Source organism: Variovorax sp. MSC1_012 (assembly GCF_023667525.1).
Lineage (GTDB): Bacteria > Pseudomonadota > Gammaproteobacteria > Burkholderiales > Burkholderiaceae_C > Variovorax > Variovorax beijingensis_B.
The window spans coordinates 2,978,128-3,001,356 of sequence record NZ_CM174443.1 but is presented as its reverse complement, the minus strand read 5'-3'; the positions used below and the strand labels follow the sequence as shown (position 1 = coordinate 3,001,356).

Here is a 23,229-nt window from a genome sequence, read left to right as displayed (position 1 = left end):
GCGGGTGCGGGCCCTGAACAAAGAACCTCAGCGCACTTCCTTGAGATAGCGATCAGAGAACGCACGCTGCGCCTCGGCCATGCGCGCGTAGTCCACGCTCTTCGCGCGGGCGTATTCGGTAGCAGGCAGGAACTGCGCCTCGATGTCCTTCGGCATCGCGCTCGCGCGCACTGGCCGCAGGTAGGCCTTGGCCCAGATCGCCTGGCCCTCGTCGGACAGCACGAAGTCGAGCACCTTCTTGCCTTCTGCTGCATGCGGCGCCTTGGCGACCAGGCTCATTACGTAGGGCACGGCCAGCGTGCCTTCGCTCGGGATGACGAAGGCAACGTTGGCCTTGTCCTTGTACTTGGCGCGGTAGGCATTGAAGTCGTAGTCCAGCAGGATCGCGATCTCGCCCGACAGCACCCGCGCGTAGGACGTCTGCTTGGGCACGATGGGCTCGTTCTTCTGCAGCGCCTTGAAGTAGTCGATGGCCGGCGCGAAGTTGTCCAGCGTGCCGCCGCGCGCCTCGTTCACCGCCACCGCGCCGACATAGCCCACGAAGGCCGAGGCCGGATCGAGGTAACCGATCAGGCCCTTGTATTCGGGCTTGAGCAGGTCGGCCCACGACTTCGGAACCGGCTTGCCCTTGAGTGCATCGACGTTGACCATGAAGCCGAGCGTGCCCGAGTGGATGGTGAACCAGTTCCCGGCCGGGTCCTTCAGGCCGTCGGGAATGTCTTTCCACGCGGCCGGCTTGTAGGGCTCGACCACGCCGTCCTTCTGGGCCTGCACCGCGAAGGTTACGCCCAGGTAGGTGACGTCGGCCACGGGGCTGGCCTTCTCTGCCACCAGCTGCGCGAGCGACTGGCCCGAGTTCTTGTTGTCGGCCGGCACCGTGATGCCAGTCTTGGCCTTGATGGCCTTGAGCTGCGTGCCCCAGTCGGCCCATTCGGTGGGGCAGTTGTAGCAAATGGCGGTCTGGGCCATGGCCGCCGTGCTGCCGGCGGCAAGCGTGGCGGCGAGCATGCCCAGGCGGGCCATGCGGGAGAAACGGAAAGACAACATGAAAGAACTCCTTGGATGGTGAGGGGCGGGCGGTGGTAGCGAGGTGATCGGTCAGCGGGTGGCGGTGGTGTTGCGCGCGGCCGCGCACGACTCGCCGTCCCGGAAGAAGTACGGCAGCAGCAGGCTCGCATCGGCCTGCAGCGCGGTGCCGCCGGCCATGGCCTGGATCAGCAGCTCGACGCTGCGGCGGCCGATGTCGTCGTTGGGCTGTGCGATGGTGGTGAGCGCCGGCGTCAGGTCTTCGCCGAGCGCGATGCCGTCGAAGCCGATGACGCTGAGGTCGTCCGGCACGCCAAGGCCGCCCAGGTGCGCGGCGCGGATGCTGCGGATGGCGAGCAAGTCATTCGAGCAGACCAGCGCGGTGGGCCGGCCAGGCGCCTGCAGCACGCCGGCGAGGGCATCGACCGCGCTTTCGACAAACGGCACCTCGATCAGCGAAGGCGCCTTGAGCCCGGCATCGGCCATGCCCTTGCGGTAGCCGCGATAGCGCTGCTGCGCGCGGTCGGAGGCGGCGAGCGTGCCGCTGACCATCGCGATGCGGCGATGCCCCAGCAGCACCAGCCGCGCCACCGCATCGGCCACGGCCGCTTCGCCATCGACGGTCACGCAGGGATGCTCGGGGTGCCTGTTGTAGGCCAGCACGTAGGGCGTGCCGGCGCTGCGCAGCCGGGCCAGCGCGGCCGACGTGGAAGGATTGGAAACCACGAGGATCAGCCCGTCGACATTGCCGGCGAGCAGCAGGTGGACCGCACGCTCTTCCTCGTCGAGCTGGTAGCCCGTGGTGACCGGAATGATCGCGTAGCCGCCGGCGATGGCCGCGCGCGCGATGCCCTGCAGGCATTCGGCAAAGGTCGGATTCAGCAGCGTCGGCAGCACCACGCCCAGCGCACGGCTGCGCTGGGTGCGCAAGGTGCGCGCACTGGCGTTCGGCACGTAGTCGAGTTCACGCGCGACGCGTTCCACCAGCTCCCGCGTGGAGCGGGTCACCTTGTCGGGGAAATTAAAGGCCCGCGACACAGTGGCCACGGAAACCCCGGCTTTGGCTGCAACGGCTTGGATGCTCATTCGTCCGGTGTCATGTAATCGATTACATTTCACCGCGGCAGTATGACCCCGCCATGACAGGCTGTGAAAGTGGGGAGAAACCCTCGCGTGCGAGCCCCGTCTTGCTCCCTCTCCCTCCGGGAGAGGGCCGGGGTGAGGGCAGCGGCATCCACGACACCGCACCGCCTGCCGGGCGCGCTGCCAAAAACCGCCAGCGCGCTCCTAGATAAAGGCGCTACTTCCCCCGCCGAACCCGCCGTATCTCATCCAGGACCAGGCAGATCGCCCCCAACGTGATCGCACTGTCCGCCGCATTGAACGCCGGGAAGTACCAGTTGCCGACGTGGAAGCTCAGGAAGTCCACCACGTAGCCATGCATCATCCGGTCGATCACATTGCCGATCGCCCCGCCAAGGATGCAGGCCATCGAGAACGAAAAGAGCTTCTGCCCCGCGTGCGATTTCAGCATCCAGACGATGAACACCGCGGCCGCCACGCCAATGGCCGTGAAGAACCAGCGCTGCCAGCCCGAGTGGTCCGCCAGGAACGAGAACGCGGCGCCCGTGTTGTGCGCGCGAACCACGTTGAAGAAGCTCGTCACGTAGGTCGCATCGCCCAGCTTGTAGTAGCCCAGGATCAGCGTCTTGGTGAACTGGTCGATGATCAGGATGATCGCCGCCAGCCCGAGCCATGGCCAGATGCTGCCGCTGCGCGAGCGCGATGCCGACATGGTGCGTGCCGCCGCCATCAGGCAAAGCTCCGCGGCTCGCCGGCACCGAACAGGTTGCTCGTGCAACGGCCGCAGATCGTCGGATGCGCCGGGTCGTGGCCCACGTCGTCGCGGTAGTGCCAGCAGCGATCGCATTTCTGCGCGCTGCTCGGCGTCACCACCGAAGACAGCGCCTCGCCCGCCGCCAGTTCGATGGCGGAAGTGATGAAGACGAACTTCAGGTCGTCGCCCAGCGAGCCCAGCAGCGCGAAGTCGTCGGCCGGTGCGCTGAGCTGCAGCTTGGCCTGCAGCGACGAGCCGACCTTGCCTTCGGCGCGCACGGCTTCGATGTCCTTGTTGACCACATCGCGGATCTCGCGGATGCGGCCCCACTTCGCAAGCAGTGCTTCGTCGGGCGCGGCGAACTTGCTGTAGGTCTGCGCAAAGATCGACTCGCCCGGCTTGCCCGTGCTCACGAACTTCCACGCCTCTTCGGCCGTGAAGCTCAGGAAGGGCGCCATCCAGCGCAGCATTGCCTGCGAGATGTGCCAGAGCGCCGTCTGCGCACTGCGGCGCGCCAGCGAGCCCGGTGCGGTCGTGTAGAGCCGGTCCTTCAGGATGTCGAGGTAGAACCCGCCCAGGTCTTCCGAGCAGTAGATCTGCAGCTTGGCCACCACAGGATGGAACTCGTACACCTTGTAGTGCGCGAGGATCTCGGCCTGGAACTGCGCCGCGCGCGAGAGGGCATAGCGGTCGATCTCGAACAGCTCTTCGAGCGGCACGGCATCCTTCGCGATGTCGAAGTCGCTCGTGTTCGCCAGCAGGAAGCGCAGCGTGTTGCGGATGCGGCGGTAGGCATCGACCACGCGCGCGAGGATCTTGTCGTCGCCTGCGATGTCGCCCGAATAGTCGCTCGCGGCCACCCACAGGCGGATGATTTCCGAGCCCAGCTTGTTGCTGATTTCCTGCGGGTCGATGCCGTTCTTGAGCGACTTGCTCATCTTGATGCCCTTGGCATCCACCGTGAAGCCGTGCGTAAGCAGGCCGCGGTACGGTGCGCGGTCTTCCAGCGCGCAGGCGATCAGCAGCGACGAATGGAACCAGCCGCGGTGCTGGTCATGGCCTTCGAGGTACAGGTCGGCTTCGGGGCCGCTCTCGTGGTGCACGTTCGGGTGCGTGCCGCGCAGCACGTGATAGAAGGTCGAGCCCGAGTCGAACCACACCTCGAGGATGTCGGTGCTCTTGGTGTAGTGCGGCGCGTCTTCGGCGCCCAGGATCTCTTCAACCGTGACGCGGCTCCAGGCCTCGATGCCGCCCTTCTCGACGATGTCGGCGGCCTGGTCGAGGATTTCCATGGTGCGCGGATGCAGCTCGCCCGAATCCTTGTGCAGGAAGAACGGGATCGGCACGCCCCAGCTGCGCTGGCGGCTGATGCACCAGTCGGGCCGCCCGGCGATCATGTCGTGCAGGCGCGCCTTGCCGTTCTCCGGATAGAAGCTGGTCTGTTCGATGGCGTCGAGCGCGGTCTGGCGCAGCGTCTTGGGCGCCTTGTCCTTGGTGAACACGCCTTCGCCTTCGTCCATGCGGATGAACCACTGCGCCGCGGCGCGGTAGATCACCGGCGTCTTGTGGCGCCAGCAGTGCGGATAGCTGTGCGTGATGGTCTCGGTGGTCAGCAGGCGGTTGGCATCGCGCAGCGCGGCGATGATGACCGGCACGGCCTTCCAGATGTTCTGCCCGCCGAAGAGCGGGAAGTCGGGCGCGTAGCTGCCGTTGCCCTGCACCGGGTTCAGGATGTCGTCGTAGGCCACGCCATGCGCGATGCAGGAGTTGAAGTCGTCCACGCCATAGGCGGGCGAGGAGTGGACCAGGCCGGTGCCGTCGGTGGCGGTGGCGTAGTCGGCCAGGTACACCGGCGACAGGCGCTGGTAGCCGCGGTTTCCGTTCTCATCCTTCATGTCGTACAGCGGATGCTCGAATTCGAGCCCGCCGAGCTTCTCGCCCTTGACCGTGGCCAGCACCTTGCCGTCGAGCGCATAGCGCGTCATGCACATCTCGACCAGCGAGTTGGCCAGGATCAGCAGGCCGCGCTCGGTGTCGACCAGCGAGTATTCGATCTCGGGGTTCAGGTTGATCGCCTGGTTGGCCGGGATGGTCCACGCGGTGGTGGTCCAGATCACGGCAAAGATGTCGCCGAGGATCGTGTGGTCGGTCTCGAAGGCCTTGAGCACCTTCTCGCGGTCATGCGCCTTGAAGGCCACGTCGAGGGTCTGGCTCTTCTTGTCGGCGTATTCGATCTCGAACTCGGCCAGCGACGAGCCGCAGTCGAAGCACCAGTACACCGGCTTGAGGCCCCGGTAGACGAAGCCGCGCTCGATCACGCGCTTGAAGGCGCGCAGCTCGCCGGCTTCGTTGGCGAAGTCCATCGTCTTGTAGGGATGGTCCCATTCGCCCAGCACGCCCAGGCGCTGGAAGTCGGCCATCTGCTGCGCGATCTGTTCCGTGGCGTAGGCGCGGCTCTTGGCCTGCATCTCGTCGCGGCTCAGGTTGCGGCCGTACTGCTTTTCGATGGCGTTCTCGATCGGCAGGCCGTGGCAGTCCCAGCCTGGCACGTAGAGCGCGTCGTAGCCCTCGAGCTGGCGCGCCTTGGTGATCATGTCCTTGAGGATCTTGTTCACCGCGTGGCCCATGTGGATCTGGCCGTTGGCGTAGGGCGGGCCGTCGTGCAGGATGAACTTGGGCGCGCCGTGGCGGGCGTCGCGCAGGCGGTGGTAGCGGCCTTCTTCGTTCCATTCCTTGACCCAGCCCGGTTCGCGCTTGGGCAGGTCGCCGCGCATCGGGAAGGGGGTGTCGGGCAGGTTCAGCGTGGAACGGTAATCGGTGGGGGAAGCGGCGTCAGACATGTTGGGGTGCGAAACAGAGGGGCTTCGACAGGCTCAGCCCGAACTGCATTTGAGCGGTCGGTGCGGAAGAAAAGCCGTTCGCCCTGAGCTTGTCGAAGGGCGGCAGCACGGTGCGTGCAGGGCTAAATTCGATCGCGCGTGGTCTGGCGGTGGGTTTCGGCGTGGGTCGACGCAAAGAACGCGCGCGCGTCGCGCCCATCCTTTGCGATGCCCGCAGTCAGGGCCTCGAGGCTGGTGTAGCGCAATTCGTCGTGCAGTTTGTGCAGGAGTTCCACGCGGACGATTTTACCGTAGGCCCCTTCGGCTCCCAGATGCGAGGGCCACTCCAGGCAATGCGTCTCCAGCAGCACGCGGCCGGCATTGACGTCGTTGGCGTCCAACGAGGGCCGCACGCCGAGGTTCGCCACGCCGGGCAGCGGCTGGTCGGCCAGCCCGTGCACCAGCACCGCGAAGATGCCGCTGGCCGCCGGTTTCCAGTGCTTGAAGCGCAGGTTGAGGGTGCGAAAACCGTCGTCCTTGCCGGGTGCCGAGGCGCCCAATGCGCGGCCGAGCTTGCGGCCATGAACCACGTGGCCCGAGATCGTGTAGGGCCGGCCGAGCAGATGCTGAGCATCGGCCATGCGGCCTTCGGCCAGCGCCTCGCGCACGGCCGAACTGGAAACGCGCAGGCCGTGGACCTCGTAGCTGTTCATGCGCGCCACGTCGAAGCCGTGCGCATCGCCGGCCGCGTCGAGCATGGCGTAGTCGCCGGCCCGCCTGGCGCCAAAGCGGAAGTCGTCGCCCACCAGCACGTAGCGCGCACCCAGGCCGTCGATCAGCACGTTCTGGATGAATGCTTCGGGCGACTGGGAGGCCAGCCGGCCGTCGAAGGGCAGCACCACCGTCTGCGCCACGCCGCAGGCCGCAAGTTCGGTGAGCTTGTCGCGCAGCGTGCCGATGCGCGCGGGCGCCAGGTCGGGTTTTTTGGTGACGGCGGCAAAGTAGTCGCGCGGATGCGGCTCGAAGGTGAGCACGCAGCTGGGCAGGCCGCGATGGCGCGCCTCGGTCTGCAGCAGCGCCAGCATGGCCTGGTGGCCACGGTGGACGCCGTCGAAATTGCCGATGGTGAGGGCGCAGGCCGGAGCCACGCCCGGGTGCCGGAAGCCGCGGAAAACCTGCATGGGTGGGTATCTTTTTGATAGCGCCTTTTGCCCGTCGAATGGGCACATCAGGCCGTTTTGTCACAAAGCCGGTATATTGTGACTCAGTGCGTCGCTTGAAGTGGTCTCCGGCGCGCTCCGTGTCCCTGGTCTTTCCGTGATTCTTCCCTTTTTGAGGAGGCGTGTGGTGAAGGTCTTGAAGCTGTCGGCCCAAGGGCTGCCCCAGTCATGGATATCGCTCGAACAGGCGGTCATCCACTATGCAGCGGACGAAGTCCGCTGGGAGGTGGGCGCGCAGGTGGCCGTGTTCCGTGGCGGCCACAATGCCATCACCGGCCAGCAATCGCAGATCGCGATCAACAGCATCATCGGCACCAAGGGCGTGCCGCGCATCAACCCCTTCACCCAGCGCCCGGGGCTCACCAACAGCAAGCTGTTCTCGCGCGACCGCAACATCTGTGCTTACTGCGGCGGGCATTTCCACGAAGACGAGCTCACGCGCGAGCACATCATTCCGTTCGCGCAGAACGGCATCGACACCTGGATGAACGTGGTCACGGCCTGCAGGCCCTGCAACCACCGCAAGAGCAGCCGCACGCCCGAGCAGGCCAACATGCCGCTGCTGTACGCACCCTACGTACCCAGCCTCTGGGAAGATTTCATTTTGCGAAACCGCCGCATCCTGGCGGACCAGATGGAATTCCTGATGGCGCACCTGCCGCAGAGTTCGCGGCTGCACGACACCTAGCGCTTCCAGTCCGGGGGGCGCTTCTCGATGAAGGCCTGGACGCCTTCCAGCGCGCTCTCGTCCATCATGTTGCAGGCCATGGTCTGGCTGGCGTCGGCCAGCGCGGCCTCGATGCCGGTTTCGAGCTGCCGATAGAACAGCGCCTTGCCGAGCGCGAGCGCCTGGCGCGGCTTGGCGACGATGCTGGCCACCAGCGCCTCCACTGCGGCGTCGAGTTCGCCGGGCGGGGCCACCCGGTTGACCAGGCCCTTCTCGAGGGCTTCCTCCGCGCCGATGAATTCTCCGGTCACCAGCATCTCGAATGCCTGCTTGCGGCCGAGGTTGCGCGACAGGGTGACGCTCGGCGTGGCGCAGAACAGGCCCACGTTCACGCCGCTGACCGCAAAGCGCGCCTCGCTCGAGGCCACCGCCAGGTCGCATACCGCGACCAGCTGGCAACCCGCGGCCGTTGCAATGCCGTGCACGCGCGCGATCACCGGCACGGGCAGGCGCTGGATCGACAGCATCATCGCGCCGCAGCGCTCGAACAGCCGCTGGTAGTAGCCGAGCGAGGGTTGGGCGCGCATTTCCTTCAGATCGTGGCCCGCGCAGAACGCCTTGCCCGCTGCCGCAATCACCACGGCGCGCACCGTATCGTCGGCTGCAATTTCGCCGAGCGCCTGTTCGAGCGCGCCGAGCATGCCCTCGGAAAGGGCGTTGAACGAGGCCGGGCGGTTCAGCGTCAGCGTGGCCACGCCGCGCGCATCGCGTGCCGCCAGCACGAAGGGAGAGGTTGCGTCGCTCATGTCCTTGGCCTCATCGATGGATCAGTAAGTCAGTTCGAGCACCGTCACGTGCTGCTGCGCCGCAGGCCAGGTCAGGCCGGTGATGCGCTCCGCGTTGAATTCGCCGGTCACCGCGCGCTGGGGTTGCGCGGCGGCCACCCGCAACCGCGAACTCGACACGCCGGAGCCTCTGGGCGGCACGCCGGGCGGCGGGCTCTGGCCGTCGAAGCGCATGGTGTCGCGCTCTGCATCGAAGTAGCCGCGCGGCCGCGTGAAGACGACCACCGCCTGGGCGCTGCCATCGGCCGGCGCGAGGCGTTCGGGCCGCAGGTTCACGACGCGGCTGCTGCGCGGAAACGGGCTGCGGTAGATGTGCGTGATGCCGTAGCCGGGTGCGCCAAGGACGAACTCGTAGGCCGTGTCGCCGCGCGCATTGAACGGACCCCAGCGGCCATCGGCGCCGATGCTCTTGCTGTGCACCGCATTGCCGCGCCGTGCGCCCGTGGCCGGATCGACGGCGTACACGGTGACCTGCCCGCCATTGAGCGACAGGTTCTCCGCGCCCACCGCCCTGCCGTCGAGCACGACCTTCGCCTCGGGCGCCACCGCCGTGCTGCGCGGCGCTTCGCCGGTCAGGAACTGCCAGGTCGCCGCGAACGCCGCGGGAGAGAACGAGGTTTCCCGGTGGTCCACGCGCGGCAGCACCACATTGGTCGCGCCCTTGAGCGCCGGTCCGTCGAAGCCGATGTTCGTCGGCTGGCCCGGCACCCCGATCCACACGCCGTCGGGCTGGGCGTACTTGTCGTTGTTGTCCGAGCGCAGCGTGAGCCACTTCACGCCCGGCGTAACCTCCTCGCCGTTTGGCCCCTTCGGCGCGTTGAGCTGCTGCATGAAGCCCGAGAGCCCCGAGAACTCGTTGTTCTCGCGGAAGCCCTTCACGGCCCAGATGCCGTGCGCCGGATTGCCGCCCAGCACCACATGGCTCACGACAGCTGCGCCGCCGCCGTTCTGCACGTAGTTGCGGATCGTGTTGCCGCCGCGCGAATTGCCGATCAGCACCACCTTGGCGGCGCCCGTGGCCTTCAGCACCTTGTCGACCTCGGCCTTCAGGAAGAGGGCCGAATCGGTGGTCGAACTGCGGCCGGGCTGGGCCACGGCATCGTCGTCGCGCGCCAGCGGGTAGGGTTGGTCGAGCGCGAAGAGCCGGTCGCGCGGCCAGCCGTTCGACTCGAAGCGCCAGATCGTGGTCAGCCAGAGCGCGGCCGAATCGCCGTTGCCGTGCATGAAGACGATCGGCGGGCGTTCGGTGTACGAAGGCGAGGGGGCGGTGGCGCAAGCGGTCAGCATGGCGGTCGATGCGAGGCCGAGGGCCAGTAGGGTGCGGCGTGATGGCATGTGATGTGTGTTCCTGGCAGGTTCCAGTAAGAACGCCCGCCGGCGCAAGGCGGGCGGGCGTTGGATGCTATGGGAAAAACAGCGTCAGGCGAAGACGCCGGCCGTGTCCTGCATGCGCGCCGACACTTCGCCCAGGTGGTGCAGCGTGTCGCCGAAGGTCATTTCGAGCTGCGTGAGCTTGCGGAAATAGTGGCTGCCGATGTATTCATCGGTCACGCCGATGCCGCCATGCAACTGCACCGAGTTCGCGGCGACATAACGCATCGACGTGCCGAGCTGGTACTTGGCGCGCGCCATTGCCTGGCGCCGCTCCTCGGCGGGCGCATTGAGCTTGAGCGTCGCGTAGAAGCTCATCGAGCGCGCGAGCTCGAGCTGCATCTTCATGTCGGCCACGCGGTGGCGCAGCGCCTGGAAGGTGGAGATGGTCACGCCGAACTGCTTGCGCTGGTTCATGTAGTCGACGGTGAGGGCCACGGTCTTGTCCATCACCCCGACCGCTTCGGCGCAGGTGGCGGCAATGCCGACGTCCACCGCATATTCGAGCGCGGCCAGGCCATCGGCCGTGACCAGCGTGGCGTCTGCCTTGTCGAACACCACCTCGGCCGCGCGCCCGCCGTCCTGCGTGCCGTAGCCGCGGGCCTCGACGCCGCTGGCGCTGCGTTCGACCAGGAAGAGGGCGATCCTGCCGTCGACCTTGGCCGGCACCAGGTAGGCGTCGGCCTCGTCTCCCACGGGCACCACGCTCTTGGCGCCCGTCAGCGACCAGCCGTCGCCGGCCTTCGCGGCCTTGGCCTCGCATACGTCGAGGCGATAGCGCGACTTGCGTTCCTGATGAGCCAGCACCACGATGGCCTGGCCGCCGGCGATGCGCGGCAGCCAGTTGTCCTTGGTGTCGGCACTGGCGTAGCCGCTGAGCACGGCGCCGGCGATCAGCGTCTGCGCAAAGGGCTCCAGCACGATGCCGCGGCCCAGCTCTTCCATCACCACCATGCCGGCCACCGGGCCCATGCCCAGGCCGCCGTCGTCCTCGGCGATGTAGAGGCCGCCCAGGCCGAGCTCGGCCAGTTCGTCCCAGGCCTCGCGCGAGAAGCCGCCCTTGGCCTCGATGCCGCGGCGGCGTTCGAAGTCATAGCCCTTGTCGACCCATTTGCGAACGGCGTCGCGCAGCTGTTCCTGGTCGTCGGTGAAATTGAAATCCATGTTCTTGTCTCCTCAGCCCAGCACCGTCTGCGCGACGATGTTGCGTTGCACTTCGTTCGAGCCGCCGTAGATGGTGGTCTTGCGCATGTTGAAAAAGGTCGACGCGAGCGGCGCAAGGGCAGGGTTGCCTCCGGGGAAGTCGCCCTGCCAGCCGGCTTCCATCGCTTCGCGGACGAGCGGCAGCGAATAGGCGCCGCCCGCCAGCATCATCAGTTCGCTGTAGCGCTGCTGGATCTCGCTGCCGCGGATCTTGAGCAGGCCCGCGACGTCGAGCGAGTTCTTGCCCGATGTGGCAGCCGAAAGCACGCGCAGCACCATCATCTCGAGCGCGACGATGTCGACCTCGAGCTTGGCGATCTCGTCGCGGAAGCGCTGGTCTTCATAGACGCCTTCGCTCTTCGCGATGCGCTTCAGGCGCTCGAGCTCGCGCTTGGCGCGGTTCACGTCGGCGATGTTGGTGCGCTCGTGCGAGAGCAGGTGCTTGGCGTAGGTCCAGCCCTTGTTCTCCTCGCCGATCAGGTTCTCGGCCGGCACTTCGACGTTGTCGAAGAACACCTCGTTCACTTCATGGCTGCCGTCCAGCAGCTTGATCGGCCGTACCGTGACGCCGGGCGACTTCATGTCGAGCAGCAAAAAGCTGATGCCGGTCTGCGGCTTGCCCTCGTTGCTGGTGCGCACGAGGTTGAACATCCAGTCGCCGTACTGGCCGAGCGTGGTCCAGGTCTTCTGGCCGTTGACGATGTACTTGTCCCCCTTGCGCTCGGCCTTGGTCTTGACCGAGGCCAGGTCGGAGCCCGAACCCGGTTCGCTGTAGCCCTGGCTCCACCAGACCTCGCCGCTCGCGATGCCGGGGAGGAAGCGCTTTTGCTGCTCGGCATTGCCGAAGGCCATGATCACCGGCGCGACCATCACGGGGCCGAACGGGACGATGCGCGGCGCGCCAGCCAGCGCGGTTTCTTCCTCGAACAGGTGGCGCTGGATCGCGGTCCAGCCGGGGCCGCCGAATTCCTTCGGCCAGCCGTAGCCGAGCCAGCCTTTCTTGCCGAGGATCCTGGCCCAGCCCTGCAAATCGTCGCGCGTCAGTTCGAGCGCGTTGTGCACCTTGTGCGAAATCTCTTGGGGAAGGTTTTCTCTGACCCAGGCGCGAATTTCTTCGCGGAACTTCTGTTCTTCGGGCGTGAAGCTCAAATCCATGCGTGCCTCGCTGTGTTGATCGGTCCGCCGCCGTCGCGGTTGCGGCGGCGTGTCTCCGGACTTCGAGTTTTAGCACGGTCGTGCTGTGAATCGGTGTCCGCGCGGCGACAAGCCGGGCGGAGCACAGATAATCCCGGCCTCCCATGAAGAACATCGTGATCCTGATCTCCGGCGGCGGCTCCAACATGGCGGCCATCGTGCGTGCCGCCGAGCGCGACCGCTGGTCCGAGCGTTTCGGCGCCCGCATTGCCGTGGTCGTCAGCAACAAGGCCGAAGCAGGGGGGCTTGCGATCGCGAGGACCCACGGCATCGAAACCGCCGTGGTCCCGCACAAGGAGTTTGCGACACGCGAGGCTTTCGACGAGGCGCTGGCGAAGGCGGTCGACGCGCATTCGCCGGCGCTGGTGGTGCTGGCGGGCTTCATGCGCATCCTGACCCCGGGCTTCGTCGAGCGCTACGCCGGCCGCCTGGTCAACATCCACCCCTCCTTGCTGCCGGCCTTTCCGGGGCTGAACACGCACCAGCGGGCCATCGACGCAGGCTGCAAGGTGGCGGGCGTCACGGTGCACCAGGTCACCACGGAACTCGACCATGGCCCGATCCTGGACCAGGCGGTGGTGCCGGTGCTGCCGGACGACACGGCCGCCACGCTGGCAGGCCGGGTGCTCGCGCAGGAGCATCAGTTGTATCCACGCGCCATTGCCGCATGGCTTGCAGATACATCAAGTCACACGTCTTAAATTTGTTTATATTCGCGGGTTTTCGGGAGCACGAATTGAGAACCCAATCGCTACTGTCCGCGGTCGCCGGCGCTTTCCTGTTGTCGGCCTGCGCCGCGCCAGCCCCCGCACCAGCCCCCGCATCCGCTGCACCGCCCGAGCCGGTGTTCCAGTGCAATGCGGACGGCGCGCGCTTCGCTGTCGGCCAGCCGCTGTCGCCTCAGCTCGAGGCCGCAGCCCGCGTGCGCGCCGGCGCTGGCACGGTCCGCGCACTGAAGCCCGGCGAGGCAGTGACGATGGAACTCAACGGCGGGCGCCTGAACCTCGATGTGGATGCGCGCGGCCGCGTAGCGGACGTTCGCTGCGGCTGAGGCGCGCTGGGGCCGGTGCTGTCGAATACCTAGCGTTCTAGATCGGCGCGAAGCGCCGTTGGGGGACGCCATCGATCTCCACGGTGCCCTCGAACATCGCAGCCGGGCGGACCCACAGCCCCTTCGCGCCATAGAGCGTGCGGTACAGCGTCATCGGCTCCAGCGTTTCGCTGTGGCGCACGGTGCCCAGCACCTCGTATTCGCCGCCCTTGTAGTGCCGATAGCGGCCGAGGGGCGTCTCGATCAGGGGTGGCAGGTCGTTGTCGTCGTTCATGTTCTTGCTGGCCTTTCAATGTGAGGCTGGTGGAGGAAAGTCGGATGGATCGCGCTGATTTTGTTCACCTCGTCAGGCTGAGCGAGCATGCCAGCGCGGACGACAGCGCGCGCTACCGGCGCGGCGTCGCGGCCTTTGCGGCGCTCGGCTATCTCTGGGTGCTGGCCTGCCTTGGGCTTTCCGTCGGCATCATCGCCTGGGTCGCGCTGGCCGCCGGACGCGGGCGTTTCAGCTTCACGCGCGGCTGGCTGCTGCTGTTCGCCCTGGGCCTGCTCTGGGCTACGCTGCGCGCGCTCTGGGTCCGGTTCGACGAACCCGAAGGGCGCGAGCTTTCGCGCGCCGATGCGCCCGCGCTGTTCGAGGCGCTCGAGCGCATCCGCAAGAAGATCAAGGGACCGCCGGTCCACCGCGTCTATCTCGACGACGAGTTCAATGCCAGCATCCGGCAGGTGCCGCGCTTCGGGCTGTTCGGCGGGGCGGTCAATTCCCTGAGCATCGGGCTGCCGCTGCTCATGATGCTGGACCGGCGGCGGCTGCTTTCGGTGCTCGCCCATGAATATGGGCATCTGCGCGGCAACCACGGCAAGCTCAGTGCCTGGATCTACCGCACGCGGCTCTCGTGGCTGAAGCTGGACGCCAGCCTGCAGCGCGACGAAGGCGTGATGGCGCTGGTCTCGCAGGCGTTCTTCCGCTGGTACTTTCCGCGCTTCGCAGCCCGGACCTTCGCGCTGGCGCGGCAGGACGAATACGAAGCCGACCGCATCTCCGGCCGCCTGCTGGGCACGCCCGTGGCCGCGGCCGCCCTGACCGAGATAGCCATCAAGGCCAGCTGGTATGCCGACGAGTTCTGGGCCTCGCACTGGGCGCGCGCCGAGCGGGAGCCACAGCCGCCCGGTCCCTTCGAGGCCCTGAGGGAGCGCGCCGCCACGCCGCCGGACGCCGAATTCGCGCGCCAGGCCCTGCGCGAAGCCATGCGGTGCGTGAGCGACCTGGAGGACACCCATCCGGTGCTGCGCGACCGGCTCGAGGCGCTCGGCCAGAAGGCCGTGGTGCCGCCCTGGTCGGTCGAACCCGCGCTGGCCATGCTGGCCGACAGCGCCAAGTGGATCGCGCACTTCGACAACCAGTGGCGCCGTGCCCATGCCGGCGACTGGAAGCAGCACCACGCGCATCGGTTGCGCATTCGCGAGCGCGTCGACCTGCTCGCGGCGCGGGGCGAGCGCAACACGCCCGACGAGCTGGTCGAGTGGGCGGATGCCGAGCGCCGACTCGATCCCGCTGCCCCGGTGCGTCCCCGCTATGAGCGCGCACTCCAGATCGCGCCCGAGCACTCCGGCGCGCTGCGCGGACTGGCCCAGATGCTGCCCCTGCGCGACCGCGCGGCGCGCCTGGCCGTGCTCGAGCGCCTGTACGACTCCAGCGCGGCGAGCCGCTGGTGGGCCGCGAAAAGTGCCGTGGCTGCGCTCGAGGACCCCGATGCGGGCGCGCACGACGAAGAAGCGCTCAAGCTGTGGCGCGGCCGCCTCAAGGAGGCCGAGGAAGCCGAGGCCCGCGCCTGGGAAGAGATCACCGAAACGCCTTTCTTCAGCCAGATCGCCCGGCACGATCTGAACGACCACGAACTGGGCGAACTGCGGGCCGACCTCTCGCGCTGCCTGCCCATTTCGCGCGCCTGGCTGGTGCGCAAGATCCTGCGCGAATTCCCGTGGCGCCGGGCCTATGTCGTGTTCGTCGAACTGCCGGGGCTGGACGACGACGACCGCTGGCAGCTTTGCCGCCAGCTCGAACAGACGCTGAGCCTGCCGGGCGTGGCGCTGGTGCTCTGGGCCGGCCATTCGCCCACCCTGGACGAAATCGAGCGGCAGGCTTTCGGGGCGATCTGGACGCGCACGGCGTAGCAGGCCGCCCGGCTGAGACAATCGGGGCATGCACCCCAAAGCCCTGTTGGAGGCCACCGCCGATCTGGTCGGCCTTGTCCTGAAATTCGATCACCCGGCCGACCAGGTCGTTTCGCGCTTTTTCCGCGACCACCGCGAGTTCGGTCCGCGCGAGCGCGCCACGCTTGCCGAGACCGTCTACACCGTGCTGCGCAAGAAGCTTCTGTTCGACCACCTCTCGCCCTCGGGCAGCGGTTCGAAGGAGCGTCGCATGGCGATCCTGGGCTTTCATGGCCCGCGCGACTTCCTGAAGAGCGCCCTCAACGACACGGAAAAGCGGTGGCTCGACAATTGCGACGCCGTCAAGCCGGACGATCTGCTCGAACGCCATCGCCACAACCTGCCCGAATGGCTGGTGGGGCCGCTCAAGGCCCAGCTGGGCGACGGTTTCTGGCCCCTGGTCGAAAGCCTGCAGCAGCCCGCGCCGCTCGATCTTCGCGTCAATGCCCTGACCGACAAGCGCGCCGAGGTGAAGGCGGAGCTTGCGAAGGCTGCTATCAAATCGGAAGCAACACCGTTCTCGCCCTGGGGCCTGCGCATCGACGGCAAGCCCGCGCTGACCAAGCTGGACGCCTTCGCCCGCGGCGCCGTCGAGGTTCAGGACGAGGGCTCCCAATTGCTCGCGCTGCTGCTGGATGCCAAGCGGGGCGAAATGGTGGTCGATTTTTGCGCCGGCGCCGGCGGCAAGACGCTGGCCATCGGCGCGACCATGCGCAACACCGGCCGGCTCTATGCCTTCGACACCTCGGCCCACCGGCTCGACGCGCTCAAGCCGCGGCTCGCGCGCAGCAAGCTGTCGAACGTGCATCCGGCCGCCATTGCGCATGAGCGGGACGACCGCATCAAGCGCCTGGCCGGCAAGATCGACCGCGTGCTGGTGGACGCGCCCTGCTCGGGCCTGGGCACGCTGCGCCGCAATCCGGACCTGAAATGGCGCCAGTCGCCCAAATCGGTCGAGGAATTGACGGTCAAGCAGGCCGCCATCCTGCAAAGCGCGGCACGCCTGCTGAAATCGGGCGGACGGCTGGTCTATGCCACCTGCAGCGTGCTGCCCGAGGAAAACGAGGCCATTGCCGAGGCTTTCAGCGCCGCCAACCCCGATTTCGTGCCCCAGGACGCCGCGGAGTTGCTGCAGGGCCTCAAAGTGGAGGGTTTTGAGGCGCTCTGCGCAGGCGGAGCGGACGGCCGCCGCTATCTGCGGCTGTGGCCGCACCGCCACGCAACGGACGGTTTCTTTGCGGCGGTGTGGAACCGCAAATAGGCACGGCACTCCAAATTAGGGTAAATCTGCGCCTTTAAGGAAGGGCAAAGGGCCTCATTTAAGCCCTGCCGCCTTAAAATCGCGGGTTAACTGAAAGGCTGCACCTTCGTGTGGCCATGGAGCACTTAATTCAATGTTGATTCCTGACTCTGCCGTTTTGAGCGCGGCCATCGACTGGCTCGGACACGGCTTGTGGGACCTCACATGGTGGCAAGTCGTGCTGTACACGCTCGTCACCACGCACATCACGATCGCTGCGGTCACGATCTTCCTGCACCGCACGCAGACGCACCGGGCCATGGATCTGGGCCCGATCCCCTCGCATTTCTTCCGCTTCTGGCTGTGGCTCGGCACCGGCATGGTGACCAAGGAATGGGTGGCCATCCACCGCAAGCACCACGCCAAGTGCGAAACCGAAGAAGACCCGCACAGCCCCCAGGTCAAGGGCATCGACGAAGTCCTTTGGCGCGGCGCCGAGCTTTATCGCGCCGAGTCGAAGAACAAGGAAACGATGGAGCGCTACGGCCACGGCACGCCCGACGACTGGCTCGAACGCAACCTGTACACCCGCTACAGCTGGCAGGGCGTGGGCCTGATGCTGGTCATCAACCTGGCGCTGTTCGGCGCGCTCGGCCTGACGGTCTGGGCTGTCCAGATGCTGTGGATCCCGATCACCGCGGCCGGCATCATCAACGGCATCGGCCACTACTGGGGCTACCGCAACTTCGAGGCGCCGGACGCCAGCCGCAATGTCTCGCCCTGGGGCCTGATCATCGGTGGCGAAGAGCTGCACAACAACCACCACACGTATCCCACCTCGGCCAAGTTCTCGGTCAAGAAGTACGAATTCGACATCGGCTGGGTCTACATCCAGATGATGCAGAAGATCGGCTGGGCCAAGGTGAAGAAGGTGCCGCCGAAGATGCAGATGGGCGACATCCAGCCCGTGGCCAACGAGAAGACGCTCGAGGCCGTCATTGCCAACCGCTATGAAGTTATGGCCGGCTATGCCCGCGAGATGCGCCGCGTCACCAAGGCCGAACTGGCTGCGCTCAAGACCAAGGGCGGCGACATTTCGGTGCTCAAGGCGGCCAAGAACTGGCTGCATCGCGACGACGACAAGGTGCCCGCATCGGCCCGCTCGCACCTCGTGCAGGCGCGCGCTGCCCACCCGGTGATCGACAAGATGGTCACCATGCGCGAGGAGCTGCGCCAGCTCTGGCTCAACACCTCGCAGTCGCGCGAGCAGCTGGCGGCCGACCTGGCGGCCTGGTGCCATCGCGCGGAGGCCAGCGGCATTGCCGGCCTGCGCGAGTTCTCGACCCGCCTGCGCGCCGCACGCGCCTGATCAGGCAGGCGGTCCGCGCCCATCAAAAAGCCGGCTCTCGGGCCGGCTTTTTTGTGCCTGCCGCACTGCGCTGCGCGTGATTCGACAGGCAACAAAAAACCCGCTGGGGTGAGCAGCGGGTTTTCTTGCGGGGGAAGCCGGGCCGAATTACTTCAGCTTGATTTCCTTGTATTCGACGTGCTTGCGTGCCTTGGGGTCGAACTTCATGATCGACATCTTTTCAGGCATCGTCTTCTTGTTCTTGCTGGTCGTGTAGAAGTGGCCGGTACCCGCGGTGGATTCCAGCTTGATCTTTTCGCGTCCGCCTTTGCTCGTTGCCATGATTCAGCTCCTTAAGCTTGGCCGCGTGCACGCAGGTCTGCGAGCACGGCGTCGATGCCGTTCTTGTCGATCAGGCGCAGTGCGGCGCTCGAAACACGCAGGCGAACCCAGCGGTTTTCGGTCTCGACCCAGAAACGGCGGTATTGCAGGTTCGGCAGGAACCGGCGCTTGGTTTTGTTGTTGGCGTGGGAAACGTTGTTTCCGACCATCGGGCCTTTGCCCGTTACGTCGCATACGCGTGCCATGAGGACACTCTTTCTTGAACAGCTGGCACCGGCGCAATCGTGGCGATTGCAGGTGTTTTGCAGCTTGACCTCGCCAGAAAACGGGTGGCGGTACCCCGGCTTTGCCTGGATTCTCGGCCCCGGTTGAAAGGGGCTATTTCGGCAAAGCCTTGGATTATAGCCCTTTTGGGGCCGCTCGCTTAAAGCGTGCCGTCCTGCTCGAGGAAGCGCTGGGCGTCCAGCGCGGCCATGCAGCCGGTGCCGGCGCTCGTGATGGCCTGGCGGTACACGTTGTCCTGCACGTCGCCGGCGGCGAAGACGCCCGGAATGCTGGTCATCGTGGCAAAGCCCTGCAGGCCCGAGCGGGTCAGGATGTAGTTGTCCTTCATCTCCAGCTGCCCCTGGAAGATGTCGGTGTTGGGGTGGTGGCCGATGGCGATGAAGCAGCCCTTGAGGTCGATCTGCTCGGTGGCGCCGTTCTGCGTGTTCTTGATCCGGATGCCCGTCACGCCCGTGTCGTCGCCCAGCACCTGGTCGAGTTCGTTGTGCAGCTTCAGGACGATCTTGCCCTCGGCGACCTTCTCCATGAGCTTGTCGATCAGGATGGGCTCGGCGCGGAACTTGTCGCGGCGATGCACCAGCGTGACCTTGTTCGCGATGTTGGCCAGATACAGGGCTTCCTCGACGGCGGTGTTGCCGCCGCCGATCACGCACACTTCCTGCTCGCGATAGAAGAAGCCGTCGCAGGTGGCGCAGGCCGAGACGCCGCGGCCCATGAACTTCTGTTCCGAGTCGAGCCCGAGGTACTTGGCGGAAGCGCCGGTGGCAATGATCAGCGAGTCGCAGGTGTAGGTGCCGCTGTCGCCGGTGAGCGTGAACGGGCGCTTGCCGAGGTCGACCTTGTTGATGTGGTCGAAGACGATCTGCGTCTTGAAGCGCTCCGCATGCTCGAGAAAACGCTGCATCAGGTCGGGGCCCTGCACGCCATGCACGTCCGCGGGCCAGTTGTCGACCTCGGTGGTCGTCATCAATTGGCCGCCCTGTGCAATGCCTGTGATGAGCAGGGGCTGGAGGTTTGCGCGGGCTGCGTAGACGGCGGCGGTGTAGCCGGCCGGGCCGGAGCCCAGAATCAGGACCTTGGCGTGTTGGGGAGCGGACATGAGTGGAAAACCTAGGATTTGCGCTGCTTCAGCGTGTACATTTTCAGGGTGGTAGCGATATATGTGGAGTATCACCGCTCGGTTCAACACCGGGTGCACGGTGTTTTCAATGCGCGCGATTGTAGTAATCCATCGGGCCGACGGTGGACGAGCTTGCGCACGCCGTATCAGGGATTGATAAATGTCGATGCTGTCCAATCTTGAGTTGCTGCGGCGTGTTCCGCTGTTTGCCTCGCTCACGTCTTCGCAGTCTGCAAGCATTGCGGATGCGATCATCAAGAAGCGCTTCAAGCGAGCCGAAGTCATCGTCGAGCAGGGCAAGAAATCCGACGCGCTCTACATCATCCTGACCGGCCGCGCGCGCGTGACGAGCGCCGACAACCGCGGACGTGAGGTGATCCTTGCCACGCTGCATCCGGGCGACTACATCGGCGAGATGAGCCTGATCGACGACGAACCCCATTCGGCCACCGTGCGCACCGAGATCCAGTGCGACGTCCTCATGCTCGACCGCGATGCGTTCGCGCGCTGCCTGCCCGAGAACTCCTCGATGGCCTACAACATCATGCGCGGCCTGGTGCAGCGGCTGCGCCACGCGGACCGCAAGATCGAGTCGCTCGCGCTGATGGACGTCTATGGACGCGTGGCGCGCTCGCTGCTCGAGTTCGCGATCGACGACGGCGCGGGCAACATGAAGGTGCGCGACAAGATCTCGCGCCAGGATCTCGCGAAAATGGTGGGCGCCTCGCGGGAAATGGTGAGCCGCGTGATGAAGGACCTGGAGGAGCGCGGATTCGTCCAGACCCAGGACGACGGCTCCATGATCGTCAAGGAGCGGCTCCTGTCCCTGACTTGAGCCGCCGGCACCGGCGCTTCTTGCGGCCGCGCCCTTTTGTTGTAGTGTTCAGGCACCCAGCCGCCGCTTCGAAAGGCTCGGTGCCGCGTTTTTCATGACTTATTCGCTCAATACGCTTCAATCTTCTTCCGCCGCCGAAGGGCAGCCCGTGCGCATGCGCGCGATGCGCTTCGCCCACGAGATCACGCTGATCGCAGGCTTTGCGGGGCTCCTGTTCTGGCTGCTGGCCATGCTGAGCTTCACGCCCTCCGATGCGGCCTGGTCGACCTCCGGCACCGGCGGCGAGATCAAGAACTGGGGCGGCCGCATCGGCGCCTGGCTGGCCGACGGCAGCTATTTTCTGGCCGGCTATTCGGTGTGGTGGTGCCTGGCGGCGGGCCTGCGGGCATGGCTCTCGTCGCTGGCCAACTGGCTGCGCGGCGGCGACGCTGCGCCGACCGAGCAGCCGGTGCGCGGGCGCTTCAACCGCAGCCGCCTGGCTTTCTGGTTCGGCCTGGTGCTGCTGCTGTGCGCGAGCGCGGTGCTCGAGTGGTCGCGCCTGTACCGGCTCGAATCCCACCTGCCGGGTTCGGGCGGCGGCGCGCTGGGCTACCTGGTGGGCCCGGCCAGCGTGCGCTGGATGGGCTTTACGGGCTCGGCGCTGGTGGCCATTGCCGCCGGCGTGATCGGCTCGGCGCTGGTGTTTCGCTTCTCGTGGAGCCAGATCGCCGAGCGCATCGGCGCGCGCGCCTATTCGCTGTTCGAGTCGCGCCGCGAAAAGCGCGAAATGGCGGCCGACATCGCCATGGGCAAGCAGGCCGCCCGCGAGCGCGCGGAAGCCGAAGACCTGCCGTTCTCGCGCGCAGCGGCCGGCGGCGAGCTGGCGGATGCCGATGGCGACGAAGAACTGCGCATCGAGCCGCGGCCGAAGCGCCGCGCGGCGTCGCCGCCGGTGCAGATCGAGCCCGCGATGACCGAGGTGCCCCGCAGCGACCGCGTCGTCAAGGAGCGCCAGAAGCCGCTCTTCAAGGAACTGCCCGACAGCAAGCTGCCGCAGGTCGACCTGCTCGACGCGGCCCAGGCGCGCCAGGAAACGGTCTCGGCCGACACGCTCGAGATGACCTCGCGCATGATCGAGAAAAAGCTCAAGGACTTCGGCGTCGAGGTGCACGTCGTGCTGGCTTCGCCGGGGCCGGTGATCACGCGCTACGAGATCGAGCCGGCCACCGGCGTCAAGGGCTCGCAGATCGTCGGCCTGGCCAAGGACCTGGCGCGTTCGCTCTCGCTGGTGTCGATCCGCGTGGTGGAAACCATTCCGGGCAAGAACTACATGGCGCTCGAGCTGCCGAACGCCAAGCGTCAGTCGATCAAGCTCAGCGAAATCCTCGGCTCGCAGGTCTACAACGAGGGCAAGTCCTTCCTCACGATGGGCCTGGGCAAGGACATCATCGGCAACCCCGTGGTGGCCGACCTTGCAAAGATGCCGCACGTGCTGGTGGCCGGTACCACCGGTTCGGGCAAGTCGGTGGGCATCAACGCGATGATCCTTTCGCTGCTCTACAAGGCCGAGGCACGCGACGTCCGCCTGCTCATGATCGACCCGAAGATGCTCGAAATGTCGGTGTACGAAGGCATCCCGCACCTGCTGGCGCCCGTGGTCACCGACATGCGGCAGGCCGCCCACGGCCTGAACTGGTGCGTGGCCGAGATGGAGCGCCGCTACAAGCTCATGAGCAAGCTGGGCGTACGCAACCTGGCCGGCTACAACACCAAGATCGACGAAGCCAAGGCGCGCGAGGAGTTCATCTACAACCCCTTCAGCCTCACGCCCGACGATCCCGAGCCGCTCAAGCGCGAGCCGCATATCGTGGTGGTGATCGACGAGCTGGCCGACCTGATGATGGTGGTGGGCAAGAAGATCGAGGAGCTCATCGCCCGCCTCGCGCAGAAGGCGCGCGCCGCCGGCATCCACCTGATCCTGGCCACGCAGCGGCCCAGCGTCGACGTGATCACCGGCCTCATCAAGGCCAACATTCCCACGCGCATCGCATTCCAGGTGTCGAGCAAGATCGACAGCCGCACCATCCTCGACCAGATGGGTGCCGAGGCACTGCTGGGCATGGGCGACATGCTCTACATGCCCAGCGGCACGGGCCTTCCGATCCGCGTGCACGGCGCGTTCGTGAGCGACGAGGAAGTGCACCGCGTGGTGGCCTACCTCAAGAGCCAGGGCGAGCCCGACTACATCGAAGGCGTGCTCGAAGGCGGCACGGTCGATGGCGACGGCGACATGCTGGGCGAGGGCGGCGATGCCGAGAAGGACCCGATGTACGACCAGGCGGTCGAAGTGGTGCTGAAGAACCGCAAGGCCAGCATCTCGCTGGTGCAGCGCCATCTGAAGATCGGCTACAACCGTGCGGCGCGGCTGGTGGAAGACATGGAGAAGGCGGGCCTCGTCAGCGCCATGAGCGGCAGCGGCCAGCGCGAGATCCTGGTGCCGGCGCGCGCCGAATAGCCGGCAGATGCCTGCGGACCCCGGCGTTACGCACTGACAGCCACTTTGCAAAAGCTGCAATAACGTTGCAAAACTTCATGAAGCCCCGTACATGGCGCAACGCGCAGCGGGGTATGGTCAT

The 23,229-nt window shown here is 66.4% G+C and carries 21 protein-coding genes; 8 read left to right on the top strand and 13 right to left on the bottom strand.

The window, feature by feature from the left end; genetic code table 11:
• Positions 1–27 precede the first annotated feature (27 nt).
• The 5 genes from L1081_RS14230 to L1081_RS14210 all read right to left on the bottom strand — a co-directional run bounded on the left by L1081_RS14230 (position 28) and on the right by L1081_RS14210 (position 6,863).
• Complete coding sequence (locus L1081_RS14230) at positions 28–1,047, bottom strand: extracellular solute-binding protein (protein WP_489412783.1); 1,020 nt, start codon at positions 1,045–1,047, stop codon at positions 28–30.
• A gap of 51 nt (positions 1,048–1,098) precedes the next feature.
• Positions 1,099–2,112: a substrate-binding domain-containing protein gene (locus L1081_RS14225; protein WP_489412782.1), complete on the bottom strand. Its 1,014-nt coding sequence runs from the start codon at positions 2,110–2,112 to the stop codon at positions 1,099–1,101.
• Positions 2,113–2,326: 214 nt separating this feature from the next.
• On the bottom strand, positions 2,327–2,839 hold the full coding sequence (gene lspA, locus L1081_RS14220) for a signal peptidase II (RefSeq protein ID WP_028254282.1): 513 nt from the start codon (positions 2,837–2,839) through the stop codon (positions 2,327–2,329).
• A complete protein-coding gene (gene ileS, locus L1081_RS14215; protein WP_489412781.1) occupies positions 2,839–5,703 on the bottom strand; it encodes an isoleucine--tRNA ligase in 2,865 nt (954 codons plus the stop codon). The genes lspA and ileS overlap by 1 nt, the downstream gene beginning before the upstream one ends.
• Before the next feature lie 122 nt (positions 5,704–5,825).
• A complete protein-coding gene (locus L1081_RS14210) occupies positions 5,826–6,863 on the bottom strand; it encodes a bifunctional riboflavin kinase/FAD synthetase (RefSeq protein WP_012746418.1) in 1,038 nt (345 codons plus the stop codon).
• Between the two features lie 166 nt (positions 6,864–7,029).
• On the opposite strand from L1081_RS14210, the gene L1081_RS14205 reads away from it, so the two are divergent.
• Positions 7,030–7,590 carry an HNH endonuclease gene (locus L1081_RS14205; protein ID WP_012746419.1) on the top strand — a complete coding sequence of 187 codons (561 nt, stop codon included), beginning with the start codon at positions 7,030–7,032 and terminating at the stop codon, positions 7,588–7,590.
• Here the strand turns inward: L1081_RS14205 and L1081_RS14200 are convergent.
• The 4 genes from L1081_RS14200 to L1081_RS14185 all read right to left on the bottom strand — a co-directional run bounded on the left by L1081_RS14200 (position 7,587) and on the right by L1081_RS14185 (position 12,143).
• Complete coding sequence (locus L1081_RS14200) at positions 7,587–8,375, bottom strand: enoyl-CoA hydratase (RefSeq protein WP_489412780.1); 789 nt, start codon at positions 8,373–8,375, stop codon at positions 7,587–7,589. The two genes, L1081_RS14205 and L1081_RS14200, sit on opposite strands and share 4 nt — an antisense overlap.
• Positions 8,376–8,396: 21 nt before the next feature.
• Positions 8,397–9,749, bottom strand: a complete 1,353-nt coding sequence (locus tag L1081_RS14195) for an alpha/beta fold hydrolase (protein WP_489412779.1) — start codon at positions 9,747–9,749, stop codon at positions 8,397–8,399.
• Positions 9,750–9,833: 84 nt separating this feature from the next.
• The gene (locus L1081_RS14190; RefSeq protein WP_489412778.1) at positions 9,834–10,949 is read right to left on the bottom strand and encodes an acyl-CoA dehydrogenase family protein; all 1,116 of its coding nucleotides are present in this window, start codon (positions 10,947–10,949) and stop codon (positions 9,834–9,836) included.
• Between the two features lie 12 nt (positions 10,950–10,961).
• Complete coding sequence (locus L1081_RS14185) at positions 10,962–12,143, bottom strand: acyl-CoA dehydrogenase family protein (RefSeq protein WP_489412777.1); 1,182 nt, start codon at positions 12,141–12,143, stop codon at positions 10,962–10,964.
• Positions 12,144–12,286: 143 nt separating this feature from the next.
• On the opposite strand from L1081_RS14185, the gene purN reads away from it, so the two are divergent.
• Together purN and L1081_RS14175 are read left to right on the top strand one after the other, a co-directional pair.
• A complete protein-coding gene (purN, locus tag L1081_RS14180) occupies positions 12,287–12,883 on the top strand; it encodes a phosphoribosylglycinamide formyltransferase (protein ID WP_489412776.1) in 597 nt (198 codons plus the stop codon).
• Between the two features lie 35 nt (positions 12,884–12,918).
• Positions 12,919–13,233 (top strand): I78 family peptidase inhibitor, encoded by a 315-nt coding sequence (locus L1081_RS14175; RefSeq protein WP_489412775.1) that lies wholly within the window; start codon positions 12,919–12,921, stop codon positions 13,231–13,233.
• A gap of 37 nt (positions 13,234–13,270) precedes the next feature.
• On the opposite strand, the gene L1081_RS14170 is transcribed toward L1081_RS14175, so the two are convergent.
• Positions 13,271–13,507, bottom strand: a complete 237-nt coding sequence (locus L1081_RS14170) for a DUF1653 domain-containing protein (protein WP_489412774.1) — start codon at positions 13,505–13,507, stop codon at positions 13,271–13,273.
• Between the two features lie 44 nt (positions 13,508–13,551).
• Between L1081_RS14170 and L1081_RS14165 the strand changes: the two genes are divergently transcribed.
• The 3 genes from L1081_RS14165 (at position 13,552) to L1081_RS14155 (ending at position 18,053) form a co-directional block, all read left to right on the top strand.
• A complete protein-coding gene (locus L1081_RS14165; RefSeq protein ID WP_489412773.1) occupies positions 13,552–15,405 on the top strand; it encodes a M48 family metalloprotease in 1,854 nt (617 codons plus the stop codon).
• Positions 15,406–15,433: 28 nt separating this feature from the next.
• Complete coding sequence (locus tag L1081_RS14160; protein ID WP_489412772.1) at positions 15,434–16,705, top strand: RsmB/NOP family class I SAM-dependent RNA methyltransferase; 1,272 nt, start codon at positions 15,434–15,436, stop codon at positions 16,703–16,705.
• Positions 16,706–16,838: 133 nt separating this feature from the next.
• Positions 16,839–18,053 (top strand): DesA family fatty acid desaturase, encoded by a 1,215-nt coding sequence (locus L1081_RS14155; protein ID WP_489412771.1) that lies wholly within the window; start codon positions 16,839–16,841, stop codon positions 18,051–18,053.
• A gap of 147 nt (positions 18,054–18,200) precedes the next feature.
• Here the strand turns inward: L1081_RS14155 and rpmG are convergent, their stop codons facing one another.
• The 3 genes from rpmG to trxB form a co-directional block, all read right to left on the bottom strand.
• Positions 18,201–18,374: a 50S ribosomal protein L33 gene (gene rpmG / locus L1081_RS14150; RefSeq protein WP_007830291.1), complete on the bottom strand. Its 174-nt coding sequence runs from the start codon at positions 18,372–18,374 to the stop codon at positions 18,201–18,203.
• Between the two features lie 11 nt (positions 18,375–18,385).
• On the bottom strand, positions 18,386–18,619 hold the full coding sequence (rpmB, locus tag L1081_RS14145) for a 50S ribosomal protein L28 (protein WP_007830293.1): 234 nt from the start codon (positions 18,617–18,619) through the stop codon (positions 18,386–18,388).
• 179 nt (positions 18,620–18,798) lie between these two features.
• Positions 18,799–19,758 carry a thioredoxin-disulfide reductase gene (gene trxB / locus L1081_RS14140; protein ID WP_489412770.1) on the bottom strand — a complete coding sequence of 320 codons (960 nt, stop codon included), beginning with the start codon at positions 19,756–19,758 and terminating at the stop codon, positions 18,799–18,801.
• A 181-nt stretch (positions 19,759–19,939) separates the two neighbouring features.
• Between trxB and L1081_RS14135 the strand changes: the two genes are divergently transcribed.
• Positions 19,940–20,614 (top strand): Crp/Fnr family transcriptional regulator, encoded by a 675-nt coding sequence (locus tag L1081_RS14135; protein ID WP_319441129.1) that lies wholly within the window; start codon positions 19,940–19,942, stop codon positions 20,612–20,614.
• Positions 20,615–20,708: 94 nt separating this feature from the next.
• The gene (locus tag L1081_RS14130) at positions 20,709–23,108 is read left to right on the top strand and encodes a DNA translocase FtsK 4TM domain-containing protein (protein ID WP_489412769.1); all 2,400 of its coding nucleotides are present in this window, start codon (positions 20,709–20,711) and stop codon (positions 23,106–23,108) included.
• The last annotated feature ends 121 nt before the right edge of the window (positions 23,109–23,229 follow it).